The sequence below is a fragment of the Shewanella sp. CAL98-MNA-CIBAN-0140 genome (assembly GCF_040309905.1).
GTDB lineage: Bacteria > Pseudomonadota > Gammaproteobacteria > Enterobacterales > Shewanellaceae > Shewanella > Shewanella psychromarinicola.
This window is the reverse complement of sequence record NZ_JBEOPI010000007.1, coordinates 51,938-71,137: the sequence shown is the minus strand read 5'-3', so window position 1 is coordinate 71,137 and position 19,200 is coordinate 51,938. Positions and strand designations below refer to the sequence as shown.

Here is a 19,200-nt window from a genome sequence, read left to right as displayed (position 1 = left end):
AATAACGGGTTGAAGATGAACATAAGCTGAAAGCGGATAATTGAAATTCACCGAGTGGGCAGTTAATTTACCGCGCAGCCTAAAGCCGATTTTTACTGTTCAAAGGTAAACTCGAACTTGGCCCCCTGTAATGACGCTGATTGACCGACGGTTAAGTTGCCATGGTAACTGTCGACAAGATCTCTGACGATGGCCAGTCCGATCCCGTGACCTTGGGCATAAGTGTCTGCACGGATCCCACGCTCAAAAATATGTTGCTGTTTTTCTTCAGGAATACCCTCACCATCATCTTCAATGGTCATCCACAGCTGATTGTCTTGCTGTTTAAGGGTGAGTGTTACCCTTGTTTTAGCGGCTTTACAGGCATTGTCGAGCACATTGCCAAGCATTTCGGTTAAGTCTGCTTCATCGCCTTTAAAACGGGCTTGTTTGTTTGGATGATACTCGATGGTAAGATTTCGATGTTGGTAAATCTTACTTAACGTTCTGACTAATCTGACGGCAATGCTGTCAACACTGATCCCTATATGCCAACCGCTACCAGCGGCACTTTGTGCCCGCCTGAGTTGATAGGCAATAATCTGGTTGATGCGATTAATTTGTTCGAGTGATGCTTCGCTTAAATCGGCTTGGGTTTGAATGACCGCTAAAGGTGTTTTTAAACTGTGGGCTAAATCAGCTAAGGCATTACGGTAGCGTTTACGTTGATTTTGTTCGGTTTGTAATAAGGTGTTTAATTGTTTGGCTACTTTTTGCAGTTCCACAGGGTAGTGGGTGCTCAGCTGCATCGACGTGCCTTGTTCTACTGCAGTGAGTTCTTGGCTAAACTGACCTAAAGGCTTTAGAGTCCACAATAACCAACTTAGCTGCACTATGACCAATAAGGCGGTTAAGATCAGTAACCAAGTCCACAAGGTATTGGAGAACTTTTGGATTTGTTGCAGGTATTCTTGTTTGTTTTTTATAATGTGCAGCGTCATGGTAAAGGGCTGTTCGCTAGTGGCAAAACTGACGCTAAAACTATATATCAACAGAGGTTTATCATTAATCATTATCGAGTCGAACGTGCTTCTGCCCGTCGCGGGTTTAGGCAAGTTAATGGGTGTGTTGAGACCGAGAAATGAATTGGAAGTCCACAGTAATTGATTGTCTTTGGTGGTGATCAACGCATAAAGGCCAGAACCAATCACATTGAACTGATTTTCAAGTAAATGTGACGGCATTTGTAACTCATTATCTTCCACTTCTGCCATGGCTAAAACAGAGTAAACATACGCCTTTAACTGGTTTTTGGCGGCAACATTTACCTGTGTCTCAAAGGCATTGTTAAGGGTAATGCCAATAATGGGCAGCAACACCAAAATCAGCAATAAGGCACTGACAACAATGCGAACTTTAAGCGAACTCAGTAGGTTATGCATCTTGGTCTAATTGGCGCAGACGATAGCCTTGACCACGCAAGGTTTCAATCAATTGGTATTGATTATCTGGGTCGAGTTTTTTACGTAACCGACGAATGAAAACTTCAATCACGTTGGAGTCTAAATCAAAATCTTGATCATAAATATGTTCGATTAAACTGCTTTTTGAATGCACAGATCCCGGATGTAACATCAGATATTCAAACAACTTATATTCTGAGCCACTTAAATTAATCACTTGCAAGTGCTTTTTAATTTCAAAACTGCGGGTATTAATACTAAATGGCCCGTTGTGGATTACTGGGCTGGCTTTACCTGCCGAACGTCTAATTAAGGCATTAACACGGGCGACAAGTTCTTCTAGCTGAAAGGGTTTACTTAAGTAATCATCTGCGCCGGCATCTAAACCAACCACTTTATCTTGCCAACTGTCTCGAGCGGTTAAAATGATAATCGGGTAGCTGATGTTTTGCTGACGTAACAGGCTGATTAATGATAAGCCATCGAGCTTGGGTAAGCCTACGTCGATAATCGCCACATCATATTGATATTCTTGAGCCTGAAATAAACCTTCTTCACCATCACTGGCGACATCAACGGTATATTGCGCCTCGATAAGATGGCGTTTGATGTTATCTTGCAAAGCTAAATCGTCTTCGACGAGTAATAATCTCATGGGTTAGTTCCTTGTGACCGCGCCATTAGTAGCATCCACTGACACATAAAAAATCACCCCATCATTGGTGAGTAATTTAATCCGATAACCCGGGTGTCCATTGACGTTAGCTGATTGTACTTTTAACACTTTACCCGAATAGCGACGTTGAGCTATCTGTACGGCTTTTTGGGCGCTAGTGACCACCAGATTATTATTTTGATTATTGTTCTGACGACTATTGTTGAGGCCGGGGGAGAAGTTAACGCCTGTGGAATAAGATAAAACAGAAGCGTAAGACGAAACTGAACACGTCAGTGACAGTATCGCTAACATCAGGCTTAACATGATGGCATTTACGTTGAGCATACGCTGCATATTGTGATCCCTAATAACCTCATTGTTGCCAGTGTAAAAGATCCCTTTCGATATAGAAACATCTACTTAACTCAACCTAATTGAGAAAAGCCTCTACAAGTATAGATAAACGTAAATTTTTGGATAATTTGCCATTGCAGTATACGTTCCAGCAGATGAACATTAACTGAATGGTTTTCAGGTTATGCTGAGCCTCAGCTGTATCGGTTTATGGTAGGGGCGTTAATCGGTCGGTGTTTTCAAGGTAGTCAGCCTCGTTGTTATGATCAGCTTATGTTCAGCTTATGTTCATTTTGAGTAGGTTTTAATGGCCTTAATATCAAGACTGTGAGGAATGAACATGAAACATAATACTGCGAAAACAGCTAACGTATCGACACTGAATACCCAAGTGAAATGGGGGCTAAGTTTGTGTGTTGCCAGTGCGCTTTGGTTAAGTTCGCCAGCAGTACATGGCGCTGAGCGGTTATCTGAACAAGCTTTGGGTACATACAGTCAGGCAAGAGTCATTAATCTCCAAACACCCGAATCTGAAGCCGATAAATTGGCTAGGGTGGATGCGTTGCATAAGCAAGCTAAGTTGCTAAGCAGCGCCGACAATGTGACTAAAAAAGTCACCCGTGAACAGGTGATGGCCAAAAATCAAAAAGTCGCTGCCACTGCAGCAAACCAACAACAGCGGGCATTAGCTCTGCAAAACCAAGTTGTTTACTACGATTTTTCATTCTATGGTGCCGATTCTCGCTTATATGATGACTACGATTACGATGGCTTTTATCAAACATTTAGTGTGACTTTTGATGCAGACATTAATAGCAGCTCGGGTGACATTCAGGCCGATGTATTTGCCGAATTATATTTAAGCCAAGATGGTGGACCGTGGATCCATTATTACTCGACGGATGTATTCACCTTAAATGCAGACGCTAGCAATGATGATTATGAAGTGCTTACGACATTGGCCAATGGTTATCAAACTGATCATTACGATGTATTGATCGATTTATATGAATTAGGTTATGCCGATCCTGTTGCGACAATCAGCAGTGATGAATCCAATGCACTATACGCTCTGCCACTTGAAAGCAGCGATCGTGATCTGGTTTATGTCGAAGAGGTGTATATCGAAACTGAACATTCAGGTGGGGCGTTATCTTGGTTAAGTGTAGGCTTGCTTGCGGGATTTGCGAGGTTGCGTCAACGTTTGATTAATAAAAAATAACGTCATGTTTAGGCTTATGTAAGTTATAATAACTATATTATTACGTCATCTTTTTTTAATTTCATCATTTTTTGATTTTGGCAGTTTTTGCTTATTCATCAGGGATAAGTATTTAGGAGTGTGTATGTTAGTAAAGTTAAATGCATCATTGTTATGCAGTTCATTAATTGGTTCGGTGCTGTTGTTGTCAGGTTGCCAATTACCTAATCCCTATACAGGTGAATCAGAAAATTCTAAAGCCACTAATGGCGCCATGATTGGCGCCCTTTCAGGCGCTGCCATTGGTGTTCTGTCATCAAGCAAAAGCGACCGCGGTAAAGGTGCTTTGATTGGTGCAGCATCTGGTGCTGCCGTTGGTGGCGGTGTTGGATATTACATGGATGTGCAAGAAGCTGAGTTGCGTAAGCAGTTAAAATCCACTGGCGTCAGTGTGACCCGCAACGGTGACACGATTGTACTGAATATGCCTAATGAAGTGACCTTTGCAGTTGATCAAACGGTATTAAGTGGACGGGCTAAATCAGTATTAAACAGTGTGGTATTAGTGGCAAAAGAATACGATGACACCCGCTTAAATGTGATTGGTTATACCGACAGTTCGGGTTCTGATTCTTACAACTTACGTTTATCTCAAGTACGAGCAAGCGAAGTTGCGCAGTATCTTACCAGCCAAAAAGTCAGTGGCTCACGAGTGTCATCTACTGGCATGGGCGAATCAAGCCCGATTGCGAGTAATGCTTCCGAGCAAGGTCGTTCGCAAAATCGTCGCGTTGAAATTGTACTCACGCCAATGGGTAAATAACCATTAGTCAGTAGTCAGTCGATGAATAATAAGTATTCGGTTTATATCACTGAATACAAAAAAAGGCACTAAGTGAGATAATCACTTAGTGCCTTTTTTATGATTATGGCTGACGTTAGGCTGAGCCGTGGTGCTATGTTTTGGCTTGCGATGGCTTGAGTTGCAATTGACGTAGCGTAAGTCATCACCTCACTATTTGATAACCGTCACTTATCCCGAGTTGAGGTTATTTAACTACCGAGGCGATGTGACCTCGGGCAAGTTGGGTCTGAATTTCATCCCCAGATTTTACACTAGCGCCATCAAATAATACTTTGCCATTATTGTCTTTGGTGATCGAATACCCACGACTTAATGTGGCTAACGGGCTCACGGTATCAAGCTGATGTGCGGTGTTAGACAGCTTTTGTTCTGATTGGGTCAATTTGTGCTGTATCGCATCCATTAAGCGTGTATTGAGGTATGACAATCGATTAGTTTCCAGCTTTAGGGTATTAATGGGCGAGCGCTGCTGTAAGCGATTATGTAATTGCTGGTGGCGTAAGGTTAAGCGACTGAGTTTATGCTGTAAGGCGTTTTCTAGGCGCATTTGCATTTCGTCAAAACGTTGTTCAAATTGCTGTAGTTTGCGTTGAGGTTCATGGCGTTGCAGTTGATGTGATAGCTGAGTTAATCGTCCATACTGCTGCAATTGGTAATGTTTCATGCCCTGTTGTAAACGCGATAATAATAGCGCTAACTTTTCTGCCTTATTGCCTTTATCTTTTGATAATAGTTCAGCGCCAGCAGAGGGGGTCGGTGCGCGAACATCGGCAACATAATCGCTGATAGTGGTATCAATTTCGTGTCCTACAGCGCTGATGACCGGCAGTGCACTGTTGTATATTGCATGGGCAAGATCTTGGTGATTAAAACACCATAAATCTTCTAATGACCCTCCTCCACGAGCCAGTAACAACACATCGACTTCCATGCGTTGATTAGCGGTGACAATAGCTTGGCAAATTAATTGATAAGCTGCTGCGCCCTGTACCTGAGTGGGGTAAACAATCACTTCGATAGAGGGATCTCGACGTGCTAATACATGTAAAATATCCCGCAGTGCAGCCCCCGTTGCCGACGTAATAACACCAATACGTTGAATATTGTCTGGGATAGGGCGTTTAGTTTCTAATGCAAATAAGCCTTCAGCGGCTAATTTTAGCTTTAATGCTTCAAATTCTTGTGCCAGTAATCCATCACCTGCTGGCTGCATGGACTCAAGCAGTAATTGATAGTCGCCACGGGGCTCGTAAACACTGATAGCACCTTTAACCAATATTTGCTGGCCATTAATAGGTTTAAAGCGTACCGATTGATTACGGCCTTTAAACATCGCACAGCGAATTTGTGAATGAGCGTCTTTTAAGGTGAGGTACCAATGGCCAGAGCTGGGTGACGAAAAGTTTGATATTTCACCGTTTAACCATATTTTACCGACTTGACCTTCAAGAATATGCTTAACTTCGCTATTCAATTGCGACACGCTGTAAACATTGTTTTTTGTGGCACTCATGAATATTCTCATTCTAACGTTAATAAAAATCTATTTTCCATTTACCAACTGCAATATGCAAGGTATAATCTCGCCGCAATATTTACCTCAAATCCTACTTAACTAGGGGGATGTTGCCATGCTACGTTTACTGAAAGATGCACTCACTTTTGATGATGTTTTGTTAGTGCCTGCCCACTCGACCGTACTCCCAAATACCGCGGTTCTTAAAACTCGTTTAACGACTAAAATCGAATTAAATATTCCACTTGTGTCTGCGGCTATGGACACTGTGACTGAATCTCGCCTTGCTATCGCGATGGCGCAAGAAGGTGGTTTAGGGTTTATTCATAAAAACATGAGTATTGAGCAACAAGCCGAAGAAGTTCGTAAAGTTAAAAGTTATGAAGCCGGTATTGTTCAAGATCCCGTCACCGTCACGCCTACAACAAGCTTAACTAATTTACGTTTATTAACTGAACGTAATGGTTTTGCCGGTTACCCAGTGGTCAATGAAGCGCACGAACTTGTGGGTATTATTACTGGCCGTGATGTACGTTTTGTCACCGATTGGAGCAAAACCGTCGCTGACATGATGACCCCCAAAGATCGTTTGGTTACTGTGACTGAAGGCACTAAGTTAGATGAAGTGCAAAAATTAATGCATTCTCATCGTATTGAAAAAGTCTTAGTGGTAGACAACAACTTTAAACTCAAAGGCTTAGTCACCGTTAAAGATTTTGAAAAAGCTGAGCGCAAGCCAAACGCATGTAAAGACGAATTAGGTCGTTTACGTGTCGGTGCTGCGGTTGGTGCAGGCCCTGGTAATGAAGAGCGTGTCGATGCCCTCGTTAAAGCCGGTGTTGATGTGTTATTGATAGACTCATCACATGGTCACTCAGAAGGCGTATTACAACGTATTCGCGACACTCGAGCCAAATACCCTGATTTACAAATTGTGGGCGGCAACGTAGCAACAGCTTCAGGCGCACTAGCGTTAGTTGAAGCGGGTGTTAACGCGGTTAAAGTGGGTATCGGCCCTGGCTCAATTTGTACTACTCGTATTGTGACGGGTGTCGGCGTACCGCAAATTACCGCCGTATCAGATGCTGCAGAAGCAGTACTGGCATTAGGTATTCCAGTGATCGCAGATGGCGGCATTCGTTTCTCTGGTGACTTAGCTAAAGCATTAGCCGCGGGTGCATCATGCATCATGGCCGGTTCGATGTTTGCCGGTACTGATGAGGCGCCGGGTGAAACTGAACTTTACCAAGGCCGTGCTTACAAGTCTTACCGTGGCATGGGATCACTTGGTGCAATGGGCCAGACTCAAGGTTCATCTGACCGTTACTTCCAAAGCGATAACGCTGCTGACAAATTAGTCCCTGAAGGTATTGAAGGTCGCGTACCGTACAAAGGTAAGTTGAAAGAAATTATCCATCAGCACATGGGCGGCTTACGCTCATGCATGGGCTTAACGGGTTGCGCCACCATTAAAGAGTTAAATGAAAAAGCACAGTTTGTGAAAGTGACGTCTGCAGGAATGGGTGAGTCGCATGTGCATGACGTAACCATTACCAAAGAAGCACCAAACTATCGTTCTGGTTCATAATTTCTGTGAGGGTAACAACTGTCGCCCTCCTGTTATTAACGTTAATTTGCCCACATCGATTTGATGTGGGGTATTACACTTAATCAATATGTAAAGGTTACCCATGAGTAATATTCACGATCATAAGATTCTAATCCTCGATTTTGGTTCTCAGTACACTCAGCTTATTGCGCGTCGTATCCGTGAAATTGGTGTGTATTGTGAGTTATGGGCCTGGGATGTGAGCGAAGCGCAAATTCGTGAGTTTGCCCCAAATGGTATTATTTTAGCGGGTGGTCCTGAAAGCGTCATTGCAGATAATTCACCTCGCGCCCCTGAATATGTATTTACTGCAGGTGTACCGGTATTAGGTATTTGTTACGGCATGCAAACTATGTCAGAACAGCTTGGCGGTAAAGTGATTAAAGGTATTGGTGAAGGCGAGTTTGGCTATGCCCAAATTGAGCTGCAAACCACATCAACTTTATTTAAAAGTATTGAAGATGCCGTCAGTGCTGAAGGCAAGCCATTGCTTGATGTGTGGATGAGTCATGGTGACAAAGTGTCGGTGATCCCAGAAGGGTTTGTGACAGTTGCGACCACGGCAACGTGTCCTTTTGCTGCTATGGCCAATGAAGAGAAAGGTTTTTACGGTGTGCAGTTCCACCCTGAAGTCACTCATACTCGCCAAGGCCAACGCATGCTAGAGCATTTCGCTTTAGACATTTGTGGTTGTAAAGCCAATTGGAAACCCTCATCAATTATTGAAGATGCGATTGAGCGTTTAAAAAAGCAAATTGGTGATGATGAAGTTATTCTTGGTCTGTCTGGCGGCGTTGACTCATCGGTTGTGGCTATGTTGCTTCACCGCGCTATTGGCGACAAGCTAACGTGTGTGTTTGTTGATAACGGCTTATTACGGTTAAATGAAGCTGACCAAGTATTAGACATGTTTGGCGATCACTTTGGACTTAATATTGTTCATATAGATGCTGAAAATCGTTTCTTAGATGCGATGGCCGGCGAAGCAGATCCTGAGGCTAAGCGTAAAATTATTGGTCGGGTGTTTGTTGAAATCTTCGACGAAGAATCAAAGAAATGCGCTAATGCTAAATGGTTAGCTCAAGGCACTATTTACCCAGATGTGATTGAATCAGCGGGCAGTGCAACCGGTAAAGCGCATGTGATTAAGTCGCACCACAATGTGGGCGGATTACCAGATGATATGAAGATGGGCTTAGTTGAACCATTACGTGAATTATTTAAAGATGAAGTGCGTAAAATTGGTTTAGAATTAGGCCTGCCTTATAATATGCTTTATCGCCATCCATTCCCTGGGCCTGGTTTAGGCGTGCGCGTATTGGGTGAAGTGAAAAAAGAGTATTGTGATTTATTGCGCAGTGCAGATGCCATCTTCATTGAAGAATTGCATAAAGCAGATTTATATAACAAAGTCAGCCAAGCTTTTACCGTATTTTTACCGGTTCGTTCTGTTGGCGTAATGGGTGATTGCCGTAAATATGATTGGGTAGTATCGCTTCGCGCCGTGGAAACCATCGACTTTATGACCGCGCATTGGGCGCATTTACCCTATGATTTCTTAGGTCATGTTTCAAACCGAATTATCAATGAAGTCGACGGTATTTCACGCGTTGTTTATGATATTTCAGGTAAGCCACCTGCTACAATTGAATGGGAATAACCCAGTAGGGTTACACTTAGTTTGAAGTAAAAAAAGACGCTGCGGCGTCTTTTTTATTTGCTAGAATACTTAACATGACAATTACCTAGGTTAATAGAGTGACAGATACCCCAGAGGCACACGTTTCAAACGATACTTGCCCACCCCCTGATGTTGATAATGATCCAGTGAATGAGGTTCAGCAAGCCATTGATGAAAAGTGGATGCGTTTAGCGATGCAACTTGCCGAGCAAGCTGAGCGAGAAGGCGAAGTACCTGTTGGTGCCGTGTTGGTTAAAGACGATGTGTTAATTGCCAGTGGCTGTAATTTAAGTATTGTAAATCATGATCCAACGGCTCATGCCGAGATGGAATGTATTCGCCAAGCAGGCAAGGTGTTAGAGAACTATCGTATGCTCGACACCACTTTATATGTCACGTTAGAGCCTTGTACTATGTGCGCCGGTGCGATGATCCACAGTCGAATTGCGCGGATAGTCTATGGTGCAGATGATTTAAAAACGGGTGCAGCAGGCAGCGTGATCGATTTATTTGCACATCCAGCCTTTAATCATCAACTTGACGTTACTTCTGGCGTGCTAGCAGATCAATGTGGGCAGCAATTAAGTGCATTTTTTAAGCGCCGCCGTGCAGAAAAAAAAGCACTCAAACAGTTAGCGAGAAAGTAGACTGATTGAGTGGCATGCTTTTATGGGGCTAATATGGAATTATTCTTCAATTTGTGTCAGTAAAAAATGGGCGCGTATACGATTTCGAATGCGGTTTTTGTGTACTTTAAGCATGACTCGACGACGTGACATGGTATTGCTTATAGCTCTTCTTCTCATAAACCTGATCCCTTAATATTGGCTAACTTCACCGAGGTACTGATAAATAACACATTTAAGCAGTATGCTTTCTAACGATATATTCTGCCTATAATACCCTATATTGGTGACGATTATCCGTCAGGATTATGACGAAAAACGGTTGCGCACATTTATCACTCTGCCGATACATGAACATCGGTTGAGACTTCTTCAGCAATGACGTTAATTTGTTCAGTAACTTCAATAGTCTCTAACTTTTTAGTTTGATTATCGACCCAGACTAAGGTGTCATAGTAGCGACGGATACTGTCGACATAATGAACCGCTTCACTGCCGCGAGCATAGCCATAGCGCGTCTGCTTGTAATATTTAGATTGTTGTAGCAAGGGTAATACTTTTTTAACATCACGCCATGCACTGGGATCCATTCCCATTGACTCTGTTAATCGCCGCGCATCTTCAACATGGCCTAAACCGATATTATAAGAAGCCATTGCGAACCAAATTCGTTGAGCCTCAGGAATCGTGTCTGGCAATCTCTCTATCATATCTTTTAAATAAAATGCCCCACCACGTATGCTTTGCTCTGCATCTAAGCGATCATCAACACCGACATAAGCGGCTGTAGGTTGGGTCAGCATCATCATACCTCTAACCCCAGTAGGGGAACGCGCTCTAGGGTTCCAGTGTGATTCTTGATAACTGGCAGCCGCTAATTTACGCCAATCTAACTCGCCGGAATACTGTTCGAAAAAACTGCGGTATTCGGGGAGAATATTGTCAATTGCGCGGATAAAAGCACGCGTATCGACATAGTCAAAACGTTTTACATGGCCAAAATATTTTTCGTTTAAATGCTCAAGCGTACCCGCACGTCTTTCTTTATGCCAAAAAGCCAGTAATTGACTCATTAAACGATCGCTGTTTTTAGGCGGCAATAGCCACACCACTTCGACTTTTTCTTCTAAAATCATTCCTGCGCGTAATTCGGGTAAAAACCGCTGGTTGATCAATAAGCTATTTGAATCTGAAATGGTGTAGATCAGTTCACCGTTGGCAATTAATGCAAACAGCTCTTCATTATCTTTGTTGTTGACTTGGTTCCACATCAACTCCGGATAGTCTTTCTGTAGTTTGGTTAAGGTATTGACTGAAGATGAGTTAGCCATGACGGTAATTTCACCCGACAGAGTGCTAATGTCCTTAGGCTCCGGGGTGCCTTCCTTATAAACCAACACTTGATTGACTTTATATAAGCTAGGTCCGAGTTTAAATTGTTGACCGCGGTTTGGCGTTTTAGCAATACCAGCAGCGATAATATCAATTTTATTTTCTTTTAATGCGGCAAATAATTGTTTGCGATTGGTGTACGGGATCATCTCTAGGGGGAGGGCTAAATAATCAGCAAAACGCTGCGCCATTTCAAAATCGAATCCGCTTTCACCCAATTCTGAATTAAGATAAATCTGTGGGCCATAGAGTGTCCCTACCTTTAATACGGTACGCTTAGGTGCAGGTGCTGCAATATCAACTTTATGAATATCAACAGGTTGACAGGCAGATAGTATCCCGCAAAGTAAAATGATGAGTAAGGTTTTGATCATATTTATTAATTGGTTATCTTAAGTTGTTTCGTTAATGTCACGAGAGTAATACGTAAGAAACAAATGTAATACCGATTGAATAGCCTTTAAATATGTAGGGGAGATAGCGTCTTTTTTGCTTACTTTATCAGGTGTTTTCCTAAACGCCTATAGTTGAGCAAATAAGCAGCATTTGGTGGTCGTTTTTTGTTAAAAGGTAAAGTGTTTATGTTATTCATTTTAGCATTACTTGAATGGGATATTTTCCCTATCAGGAAACACTGTTTTCACCGGTGCTTAAAGGTGATTTGTAGTGTGCAATTCCCTATAATAGCGCCAATTCTGACCCTGCTATTATATTATAAGGTGAATAGACGTGATTGAGATCATTCGCGGAGCCCCAGCACTATCTGCATTTAGAGTTCAAAAACTCATGGAGGCGTGCCAAACTGCAGCGCTTCCAGTATCTCAAATTTATGCTGAATATGTTCATTTAGCCAATTTGAGTGAACCACTAGATGAAAATGAGCGTCTACAGTTAGAAACCATTCTTACCTACGGGCCGGCAATTGAGTCCCATGCTCCACAAGGTACCCTGTTATTTGTTACTCCCCGTCCTGGTACTATTTCTCCTTGGTCATCTAAAGCAACCGATATTGCCCATAATTGTGGTTTAGGCAAAGTTAACCGTCTTGAGCGTGGTATTGCTTATTATGTTGAATCACCAACGTTAACCCTAGAGCAACAAAAACAGCTGCAAGGCTTATTGCATGACCGCATGGTTGAAGTCATGCTGCCTGCGTTTGAAGCCGCAGAAGTGTTATTTTCCCATACACAACCGGCAAAATTTAGCAGTGTCAATATTCTTGCTGAAGGGCGCCGCGCACTTGTAGAGGCAAACATTAACTTAGGCCTGGCACTAGCTGATGATGAAATTGACTATTTAATTGAAAATTTTGTTCGGTTAAAGCGTAACCCTAATGACATCGAGTTAATGATGTTTGCTCAAGCAAACTCAGAACATTGTCGTCATAAAATTTTTAATGCTGATTGGACCATCGATGGCGAAGTACAGCCAAAATCCTTGTTCAAAATGATTAAGAACACCTTTGAAGTGACCCCAGATTATGTATTATCAGCCTACAAAGATAATGCCGCGGTGATGACGGGTTCGGTTGCGGGTCGTTTTTTCCCTGATCCCGATGGTGTTTACAACTATCACACAGAACCAATGCATATATTGATGAAAGTTGAAACTCACAATCATCCTACTGCCATTAGTCCATATCCAGGTGCTGCTACCGGTTCAGGTGGTGAAATCCGCGATGAAGGCGCTACCGGCCGAGGCTCTAAACCTAAAGCAGGCTTATCCGGATTTACGGTATCTAACTTAAAAATCCCTGGGTTTGTGCACCCATGGGAAGGGGATTACGGTAAGCCAGATCGTATCGTCACCCCACTTGAAATTATGCTTGAAGGCCCACTAGGTGGCGCGGCATTTAATAATGAATTTGGTCGTCCTGCTATTAACGGTTATTTCCGTACTTACGAGCAATTAGTCTCTAGCCACAATGGGGTTGAAGTGCGCGGTTATCACAAGCCGATTATGATTGCTGGTGGCTTAGGTAATATCCGTGAAGATCATGTTCAAAAGGGCGAAATCACCATTGGCGCTAAGCTAATTGTGCTTGGCGGACCAGCAATGAACATAGGTTTAGGCGGCGGCGCTGCATCTTCAATGGCATCAGGTCAGTCTAACGAAGATTTAGATTTTGCTTCTGTACAACGTGAAAATCCAGAAATGGAGCGTCGTTGTCAGGAAGTGATTGATCGTTGCTGGCAGTTAGGTGACACCAACCCGATTCAATTTATTCACGACGTGGGCGCGGGTGGATTATCAAATGCGTTCCCTGAGTTAGTTAATGACGCCGATCGCGGCGGGGTATTCAATTTACGTAATGTTCCTTCTGACGAGCCAGGCATGAGCCCGCTTGAAATTTGGTGTAATGAATCACAAGAGCGTTATGTATTATCGGTCGCGCCAGAGAACTTACAACAGTTTGCTGATATTTGTGCCCGTGAACGTGCTCCATTTGCGGTAGTTGGTGAAGCGACTGCAGAGATGCATTTAACGCTTGCCGACAGCCACTTTAACAACAAGCCGATTGATTTACCGCTTGAAGTGTTATTAGGTAAAGCGCCTAAAATGAGCCGTGATGTAGTGTCTACAAAAGCAATATCACCTGCGTTAGATCAAACTAAGATTGAGCTAAAAGATGCGGTTAAGCGCATTTTAACCTTGCCAACCGTGGCAGACAAAACCTTCCTTATCACCATTGGTGATCGCTCTGTGACTGGCTTAGTTAACCGCGACCAAATGGTTGGCCCATGGCAAGTGCCCGTTGCCGATTGCGCGGTAACGGCATCAAGTTATGACAGTTACTGCGGCGAAGCGATGTCGATGGGGGAGCGTACGCCACTAGCCTTACTCGACTTTGACGCCTCTGCCCGCATGGCAGTTGCCGAATCGATTATGAACATTGCTGGTACTGATATCGGCTCGTTCAAGCGCATTAAGCTTTCAGCTAATTGGATGTCGCCAGCGGGTCATCCAGGCGAAGATGCAGGTTTATACCAAGCGGTTAAAGCGATTGGTGAAGACCTTTGTCCCGAACTCGGTATTACGATTCCTGTCGGTAAAGACTCTATGTCAATGAAAACCGCATGGGAAGATAATGGTACTCACAAATCCGTTACATCACCTATGTCGTTAGTGATCACCGCTTTTGGTGTGGTGCAAGACATTCGTAAAACGGTAACGCCACAGCTTCGCAGTGATAAAGGTGACAGTGCATTATTAATGCTCGACTTAAGCAATGGCCAAAACCGTCTAGGCGGTTCTTGTTTAGCGCAGGTTTACAGTGAGCTAGGTGATATAGCGCCAACATTAGATAACACCGCCAACTTAGCGGGTTTCTTTGAAGTGATGCAGAAATTAGTAGCTGAGCAAGCTGTGATGGCTTATCACGATCGTAGTGATGGCGGCTTATTTACCACCTTAGTGGAAATGGCATTTGCGGGTAATACCGGCTTAGTGATTGATTTAGCCAGCTTGAATGGTACTGATTTAGAACGTTTATTTAACGAAGAACTTGGTGCGGTTATTCAAGTCAGTGTAACTGATGCCAAAGCCATTGCCGCGCAATTTGAAGCTAAAGGCGTAACGTGTCATCACATTGGTGGCCTACAAGCGGCAGACAAGATTAGCATTCACGATGGTGAGCGAGTGATATTTGCTGATAGCCGTACGGCGCTGCGTACCTTGTGGTCAGAAACCACCTACCGTATGCAAGCACTGCGTGACAACCCAGAATGCGCCCGTGAAGAGTATGAACTTAAACAACAAGCTGATGCACCCGGTTTAACGGTTAAATTAGGCTTTAATCCAAGTGAAGATGTTGCTGCACCTTATATTCTTAAAGGCGCTGCCCCTAAAATGGCTATTTTACGTGAGCAGGGTGTTAACTCTCATGTTGAAATGGCAGCCGCTTTTGACCGTGCCGGTTTTGAGACGCGTGACGTGCATATGTCAGACATCTTATCTGGGCGAATTAGCCTTGAAGAGTTCCAAGGCCTTGTGGCTTGTGGTGGGTTCTCTTATGGTGACGTGTTAGGTGCTGGTGAAGGTTGGGCAAAATCAATTTTGTTCAATGATCGCGCTCGTGATGAGTTTAGTCGTTTCTTCGAGCGTGACTCAAGCATTGCCCTTGGTGTGTGTAATGGCTGTCAGATGTTATCTAACTTGAAAGAAATCATTCCAGGCAGTGAGCATTGGCCGCGTTTTGTGCGTAACCGCTCAGAGCGTTTTGAAGCACGATTCAGTTTAGTTGAAGTGCAACAAAATCCATCGGTATTTTTTGATGGCATGGTAGGTTCTCGTATGCCTATCGCGGTATCCCATGGTGAAGGCTTAGTTGAATTTGCTAATGCCCAAGCGTTAGCCAATGCTGAAGCATCGGGCACTATTGCATTACGTTACGTTGATGGTCATGGTCAAATTGCCACTCAGTACCCAGAAAATCCCAATGGTTCAGCCAATGGCTTAACCGGTATTTGTACTACTGATGGCCGTGTGACGATTATGATGCCGCACCCTGAGCGTGTGTTTAGAACCGTTGCCAACTCATGGCACCCTGATAACTGGGGTGAAGACAGCCCATGGATGCGTATGTTCCGTAATGCTCGAGCGAAAATTGGTTAAGCAGTAGTGATTATTATACTCATCATATTAAGCTCATGAACTCTTTCACTCGAAAGCGCTGATAGGTAAAAGGTGGGGATCAAGGGTCTAGGAATAGAGCGCCTGCGGCTGCTAGGACGACCTGCGGTCTTCAAGGACGCTACGCTTCTAGGTTCTAGGGCGGACTTCGTCCTGCTAGGAAACGATAACAAGCGATAACAAGCGAACGCTGCGCTCACGGATAGAGCGGTCTAGGGTCGCTTCGCTGCTAGGGTCTAGGAATAGAGCGCCTGCGGCTGCTAGGACGACCTGCGGTCTTCGAGGACGCTACGCTTCTAGGTTCTAGGGCGGAAAACGATAACAAGCGATAACAAGCGAACGCTGCGCTCACGGATAGAGCGGTCTTCGAGGACGCTACGCTTCTAGATCCTAGGACCTAAAACCTAGAAGGAGTGAAGCACCGCCCTCTGGCGAGCTTGCTAGTTCCTAGAATCTATCAGTCGCGAAGCGACGCTCTCGGTAAGGCGTCATCATTCTCTTCAATCACTGCCTGGTTCAGTTATCCTACGGGAGCGCTGAAACGAGCATATTGAAGTGGTTTGGGTATACAACGCAGGATCAGTTACCGCAAGTCATGATGTTTTCAAGCAGATTATTTGCCTAGTCAACGCTACTCCCACTGCGATCTTCGACAATGAGCCTCTCTGATTTTAGCCAATAAAAACCCCATCACTAAGGATGGGGTTAATAAGCTGCTGTTGCCAAGGTGGCTAAAAAAACAACTTCAACGAGCAGATAATATTTTGCGCTAACAAAACATCAAATCAAATAGTTAAGCTTATTTCATTTCATGAGCCGTATACATTTCAACAAAAACACGTTTGTATAACTTGGCAATATGTTGGTAAAACTGAGTCATAGCACATTCTCTTTAGGTTAGGTCACTGGAATTAAGACGACGACTCATCGTACAACCACGTTCGTTTTCTTAACTGTGTCTAAATTATACAGTTGCTTCAATTTGCTCTCAAACTAATAAAAATGATATTTGTCATTAGTTAATCTAATCAGTATATTTTAATATTATGTTTTTACGTTGGCTTCGTTTTTATTAAGATTATGTTAATTATGATTATTTTATTTTTTCTATTATTATTTAATATTAAATTATTTTATTCAATATTAAGCAGTTGTTCATTTTATTACTTTGAATTAACAATGCGCATGAGTGATGCATTTTGTCATTTTATCAATAAGTGTATTTTACCTTCCTAGCAATTAAGCGGTTTTTGTCAATATCTCAAATAGAGGAGAGGAATAGATGCGCTAATACCATCAAATTTAATGCGGCAAGTTTGTTTAAAAGTGGGATCAATCTGACAAAAAATGGATTAAAAATAAGAGTGGTATTTTCGCTAACGAACTGATTTTTTGAGTCAAAAAAATATTCATGCGAAAAATCTTATGCTTGTCACATTATTGAGTAAAAAAGATGATCAATCTAAAGCATTTGCCGTAAGATATACGGCGTTAAAGATTGGGCTTGAAAACATAGGCAAACAGGTTAATTTATCATTTTGAACACTTTGGTGAGTTGTCTACTGCTTCAATAATACCGTTTTCAGGTATACATCATCATTATGGCAGCCGGGTGTTGCTGTGTCGTATTTGGTCGTACTGAAGTAAGGAGTCGCCAATGATTATCGAAGAGGTCGTTGAGCTATCGCGTTATCAATTTGCGTTTACAGCCATGTATCATTTTCTATTTGTTCCACTCACTCTAGGTTTAGCCTTTATCCTTGCCATTATGGAATCACTGTATGTGATGACCAATAAGCAAGTCTATAAAGACATGACTAAATTTTGGGGAAAATTGTTTGGGATTAACTTTGCAATAGGTGTGACGACGGGGCTCGCAATGGAGTTCCAGTTTGGCACAAACTGGTCATATTATTCTCATTATGTCGGGGATATCTTTGGTGCCCCACTTGCCATTGAAGGTTTAATGGCATTCTTCCTTGAGTCGACGTTAGTCGGGATGTTCTTTTTTGGTTGGGATCGTTTCAGCAAGCGCCAACATTTAGCAGTCACTTGGCTCGTTGCCATCGCCTCTAATATGTCAGCCTTATGGATATTGATCGCCAATGGTTGGATGCAAAACCCTGTGGGTTCGGTGTTTAATTATGAAACTATGCGAATGGAAATGACCGATTTTGCCGCTCTGGTGTTTAACCCTGTTGCACAAGTTAAGTTTGTCCACACTGTCGCATCTGGTTATGTTGCCGGTGCCATGTTTGTGTTATCTATTAGCGCATACTACATATTGAAAGGCCGTGATTTACCTTTTGCTCGTCGCTCATTTGCTATTGCAGCAAGCTTTGGTATGGCATCTATTTTATCGGTCATCGTGTTAGGCGATGAGTCAGGCTATGAAGTGGGTGAAGTACAGCGGGTAAAATTGGCAGCGATTGAAGCTGAGTGGGAAACTGAGCCTGCACCAGCAGCCTTTACCTTGGTAGGATTGCCTAATCAAGAGACCATGGAAACCGATTACGCCATTAAAATCCCCTATGCGATGGGTATTATTGCCACTCGCTCTTTAGATACAGAAGTGACGGGTATTAAGGAGCTTGTAAGCGATCACGAAGTGCGTATTCGTAACGGTATGGTGGCGTATGCACTGCTTGAAAAACTACGTGCAGGCGATAAATCGGCAGAGGTTAGAGCGCAATTTGAAGCAACTAAAGTTGATTTAGGTTATGGCTTCTTGCTTAAGCGTTATACCGATAAAGTGGTTGATGCTACCGAAGAGCAAATTATAGCAGCGTCTTATGACTCTATTCCTACTGTGGCGCCGATGTTTTGGACCTTCCGTATCATGGTTGGCGCTGGGGTGATTATGTTATTAGTGTTTGCTGCCGCCTTCTGGCAAAGCACTCGTCACCAAATTGCCGAGAAAAAATGGCTACTGCGTGCTGCGCTTTACAGTTTGCCACTTCCTTGGGTTGCCATTGAATGTGGTTGGTTTGTGTCAGAATTTGGTCGTCAACCTTGGACCATTTCTGAAGTACTACCCACCTTTATGTCGGCGTCAAGTTTAACGACGACGGATCTGTGGTTTAGTATTATTTCGATTACGGTGTTCTATACCATTCTGTTGGTGATAGAAGCTTACTTGATGTTTAAGTTTGCTCGCCTTGGCCCAAGCAGCTTAAAAACTGGTCGTTACCATTTCGAAACCCAAGATGCTTAAGCGGAGGACC

12 protein-coding genes are annotated in these 19,200 nt (G+C 43.3%); 7 read left to right on the top strand and 5 right to left on the bottom strand.

Annotated elements, in window-relative coordinates; translation table 11 throughout:
* Positions 1-92 precede the first annotated feature (92 nt).
* The 3 genes from AAEY93_RS05425 to AAEY93_RS05415 are packed head-to-tail and all read right to left on the bottom strand — an operon-like array spanning position 93 to position 2,454.
* Positions 93-1,421: an ATP-binding protein gene (locus tag AAEY93_RS05425; RefSeq protein WP_124011980.1), complete on the bottom strand. Its 1,329-nt coding sequence runs from the start codon at positions 1,419-1,421 to the stop codon at positions 93-95.
* Complete coding sequence (locus AAEY93_RS05420) at positions 1,414-2,097, bottom strand: response regulator transcription factor (protein ID WP_124011979.1); 684 nt, start codon at positions 2,095-2,097, stop codon at positions 1,414-1,416. Before AAEY93_RS05420 ends, AAEY93_RS05425 begins: the two co-directional genes overlap by 8 nt.
* A 3-nt stretch (positions 2,098-2,100) precedes the next feature.
* A complete protein-coding gene (locus AAEY93_RS05415; protein WP_351075328.1) occupies positions 2,101-2,454 on the bottom strand; it encodes a PepSY domain-containing protein in 354 nt (117 codons plus the stop codon).
* Between the two features lie 340 nt (positions 2,455-2,794).
* Here AAEY93_RS05415 and AAEY93_RS05410 point away from each other — a divergent pair, with 340 nt between their 5' ends.
* Together AAEY93_RS05410 and AAEY93_RS05405 are read left to right on the top strand one after the other, a co-directional pair.
* Positions 2,795-3,676 carry a choice-of-anchor H family protein gene (locus AAEY93_RS05410; RefSeq protein ID WP_351075326.1) on the top strand — a complete coding sequence of 294 codons (882 nt, stop codon included), beginning with the start codon at positions 2,795-2,797 and terminating at the stop codon, positions 3,674-3,676.
* A 124-nt stretch (positions 3,677-3,800) separates the two neighbouring features.
* Positions 3,801-4,478 (top strand): YiaD family glycine zipper/OmpA-like lipoprotein, encoded by a 678-nt coding sequence (locus AAEY93_RS05405; RefSeq protein ID WP_351075324.1) that lies wholly within the window; start codon positions 3,801-3,803, stop codon positions 4,476-4,478.
* A gap of 226 nt (positions 4,479-4,704) precedes the next feature.
* On the opposite strand, the gene xseA is transcribed toward AAEY93_RS05405, so the two are convergent.
* A complete protein-coding gene (gene xseA / locus AAEY93_RS05400) occupies positions 4,705-6,033 on the bottom strand; it encodes an exodeoxyribonuclease VII large subunit (RefSeq protein WP_335688477.1) in 1,329 nt (442 codons plus the stop codon).
* A gap of 118 nt (positions 6,034-6,151) precedes the next feature.
* Here xseA and guaB point away from each other — a divergent pair, with 118 nt between their 5' ends.
* The 3 genes from guaB (at position 6,152) to tadA (ending at position 9,973) form a co-directional block, all read left to right on the top strand.
* A complete protein-coding gene (gene guaB / locus AAEY93_RS05395) occupies positions 6,152-7,624 on the top strand; it encodes an IMP dehydrogenase (protein WP_101032382.1) in 1,473 nt (490 codons plus the stop codon).
* A gap of 103 nt (positions 7,625-7,727) precedes the next feature.
* Positions 7,728-9,305 carry a glutamine-hydrolyzing GMP synthase gene (gene guaA / locus AAEY93_RS05390; RefSeq protein WP_124011975.1) on the top strand — a complete coding sequence of 526 codons (1,578 nt, stop codon included), beginning with the start codon at positions 7,728-7,730 and terminating at the stop codon, positions 9,303-9,305.
* Between the two features lie 188 nt (positions 9,306-9,493).
* Positions 9,494-9,973, top strand: coding sequence for a tRNA adenosine(34) deaminase TadA (gene tadA, locus AAEY93_RS05385; protein ID WP_502959318.1), 480 nt, complete (start codon positions 9,494-9,496; stop codon positions 9,971-9,973).
* Positions 9,974-10,287: 314 nt separating this feature from the next.
* On the opposite strand, the gene mltF is transcribed toward tadA, so the two are convergent.
* Entirely contained in the window at positions 10,288-11,718 is a 1,431-nt protein-coding gene (gene mltF / locus AAEY93_RS05380) for a membrane-bound lytic murein transglycosylase MltF (RefSeq protein ID WP_101032379.1), read from the bottom strand.
* A gap of 358 nt (positions 11,719-12,076) precedes the next feature.
* Here mltF and purL point away from each other — a divergent pair, with 358 nt between their 5' ends.
* Positions 12,077-15,958 carry a phosphoribosylformylglycinamidine synthase gene (gene purL, locus AAEY93_RS05375; protein ID WP_124012142.1) on the top strand — a complete coding sequence of 1,294 codons (3,882 nt, stop codon included), beginning with the start codon at positions 12,077-12,079 and terminating at the stop codon, positions 15,956-15,958.
* A gap of 1,675 nt (positions 15,959-17,633) precedes the next feature.
* A complete protein-coding gene (locus tag AAEY93_RS05370) occupies positions 17,634-19,190 on the top strand; it encodes a cytochrome ubiquinol oxidase subunit I (RefSeq protein ID WP_124011972.1) in 1,557 nt (518 codons plus the stop codon).
* Positions 19,191-19,200: the final 10 nt, after the last annotated feature.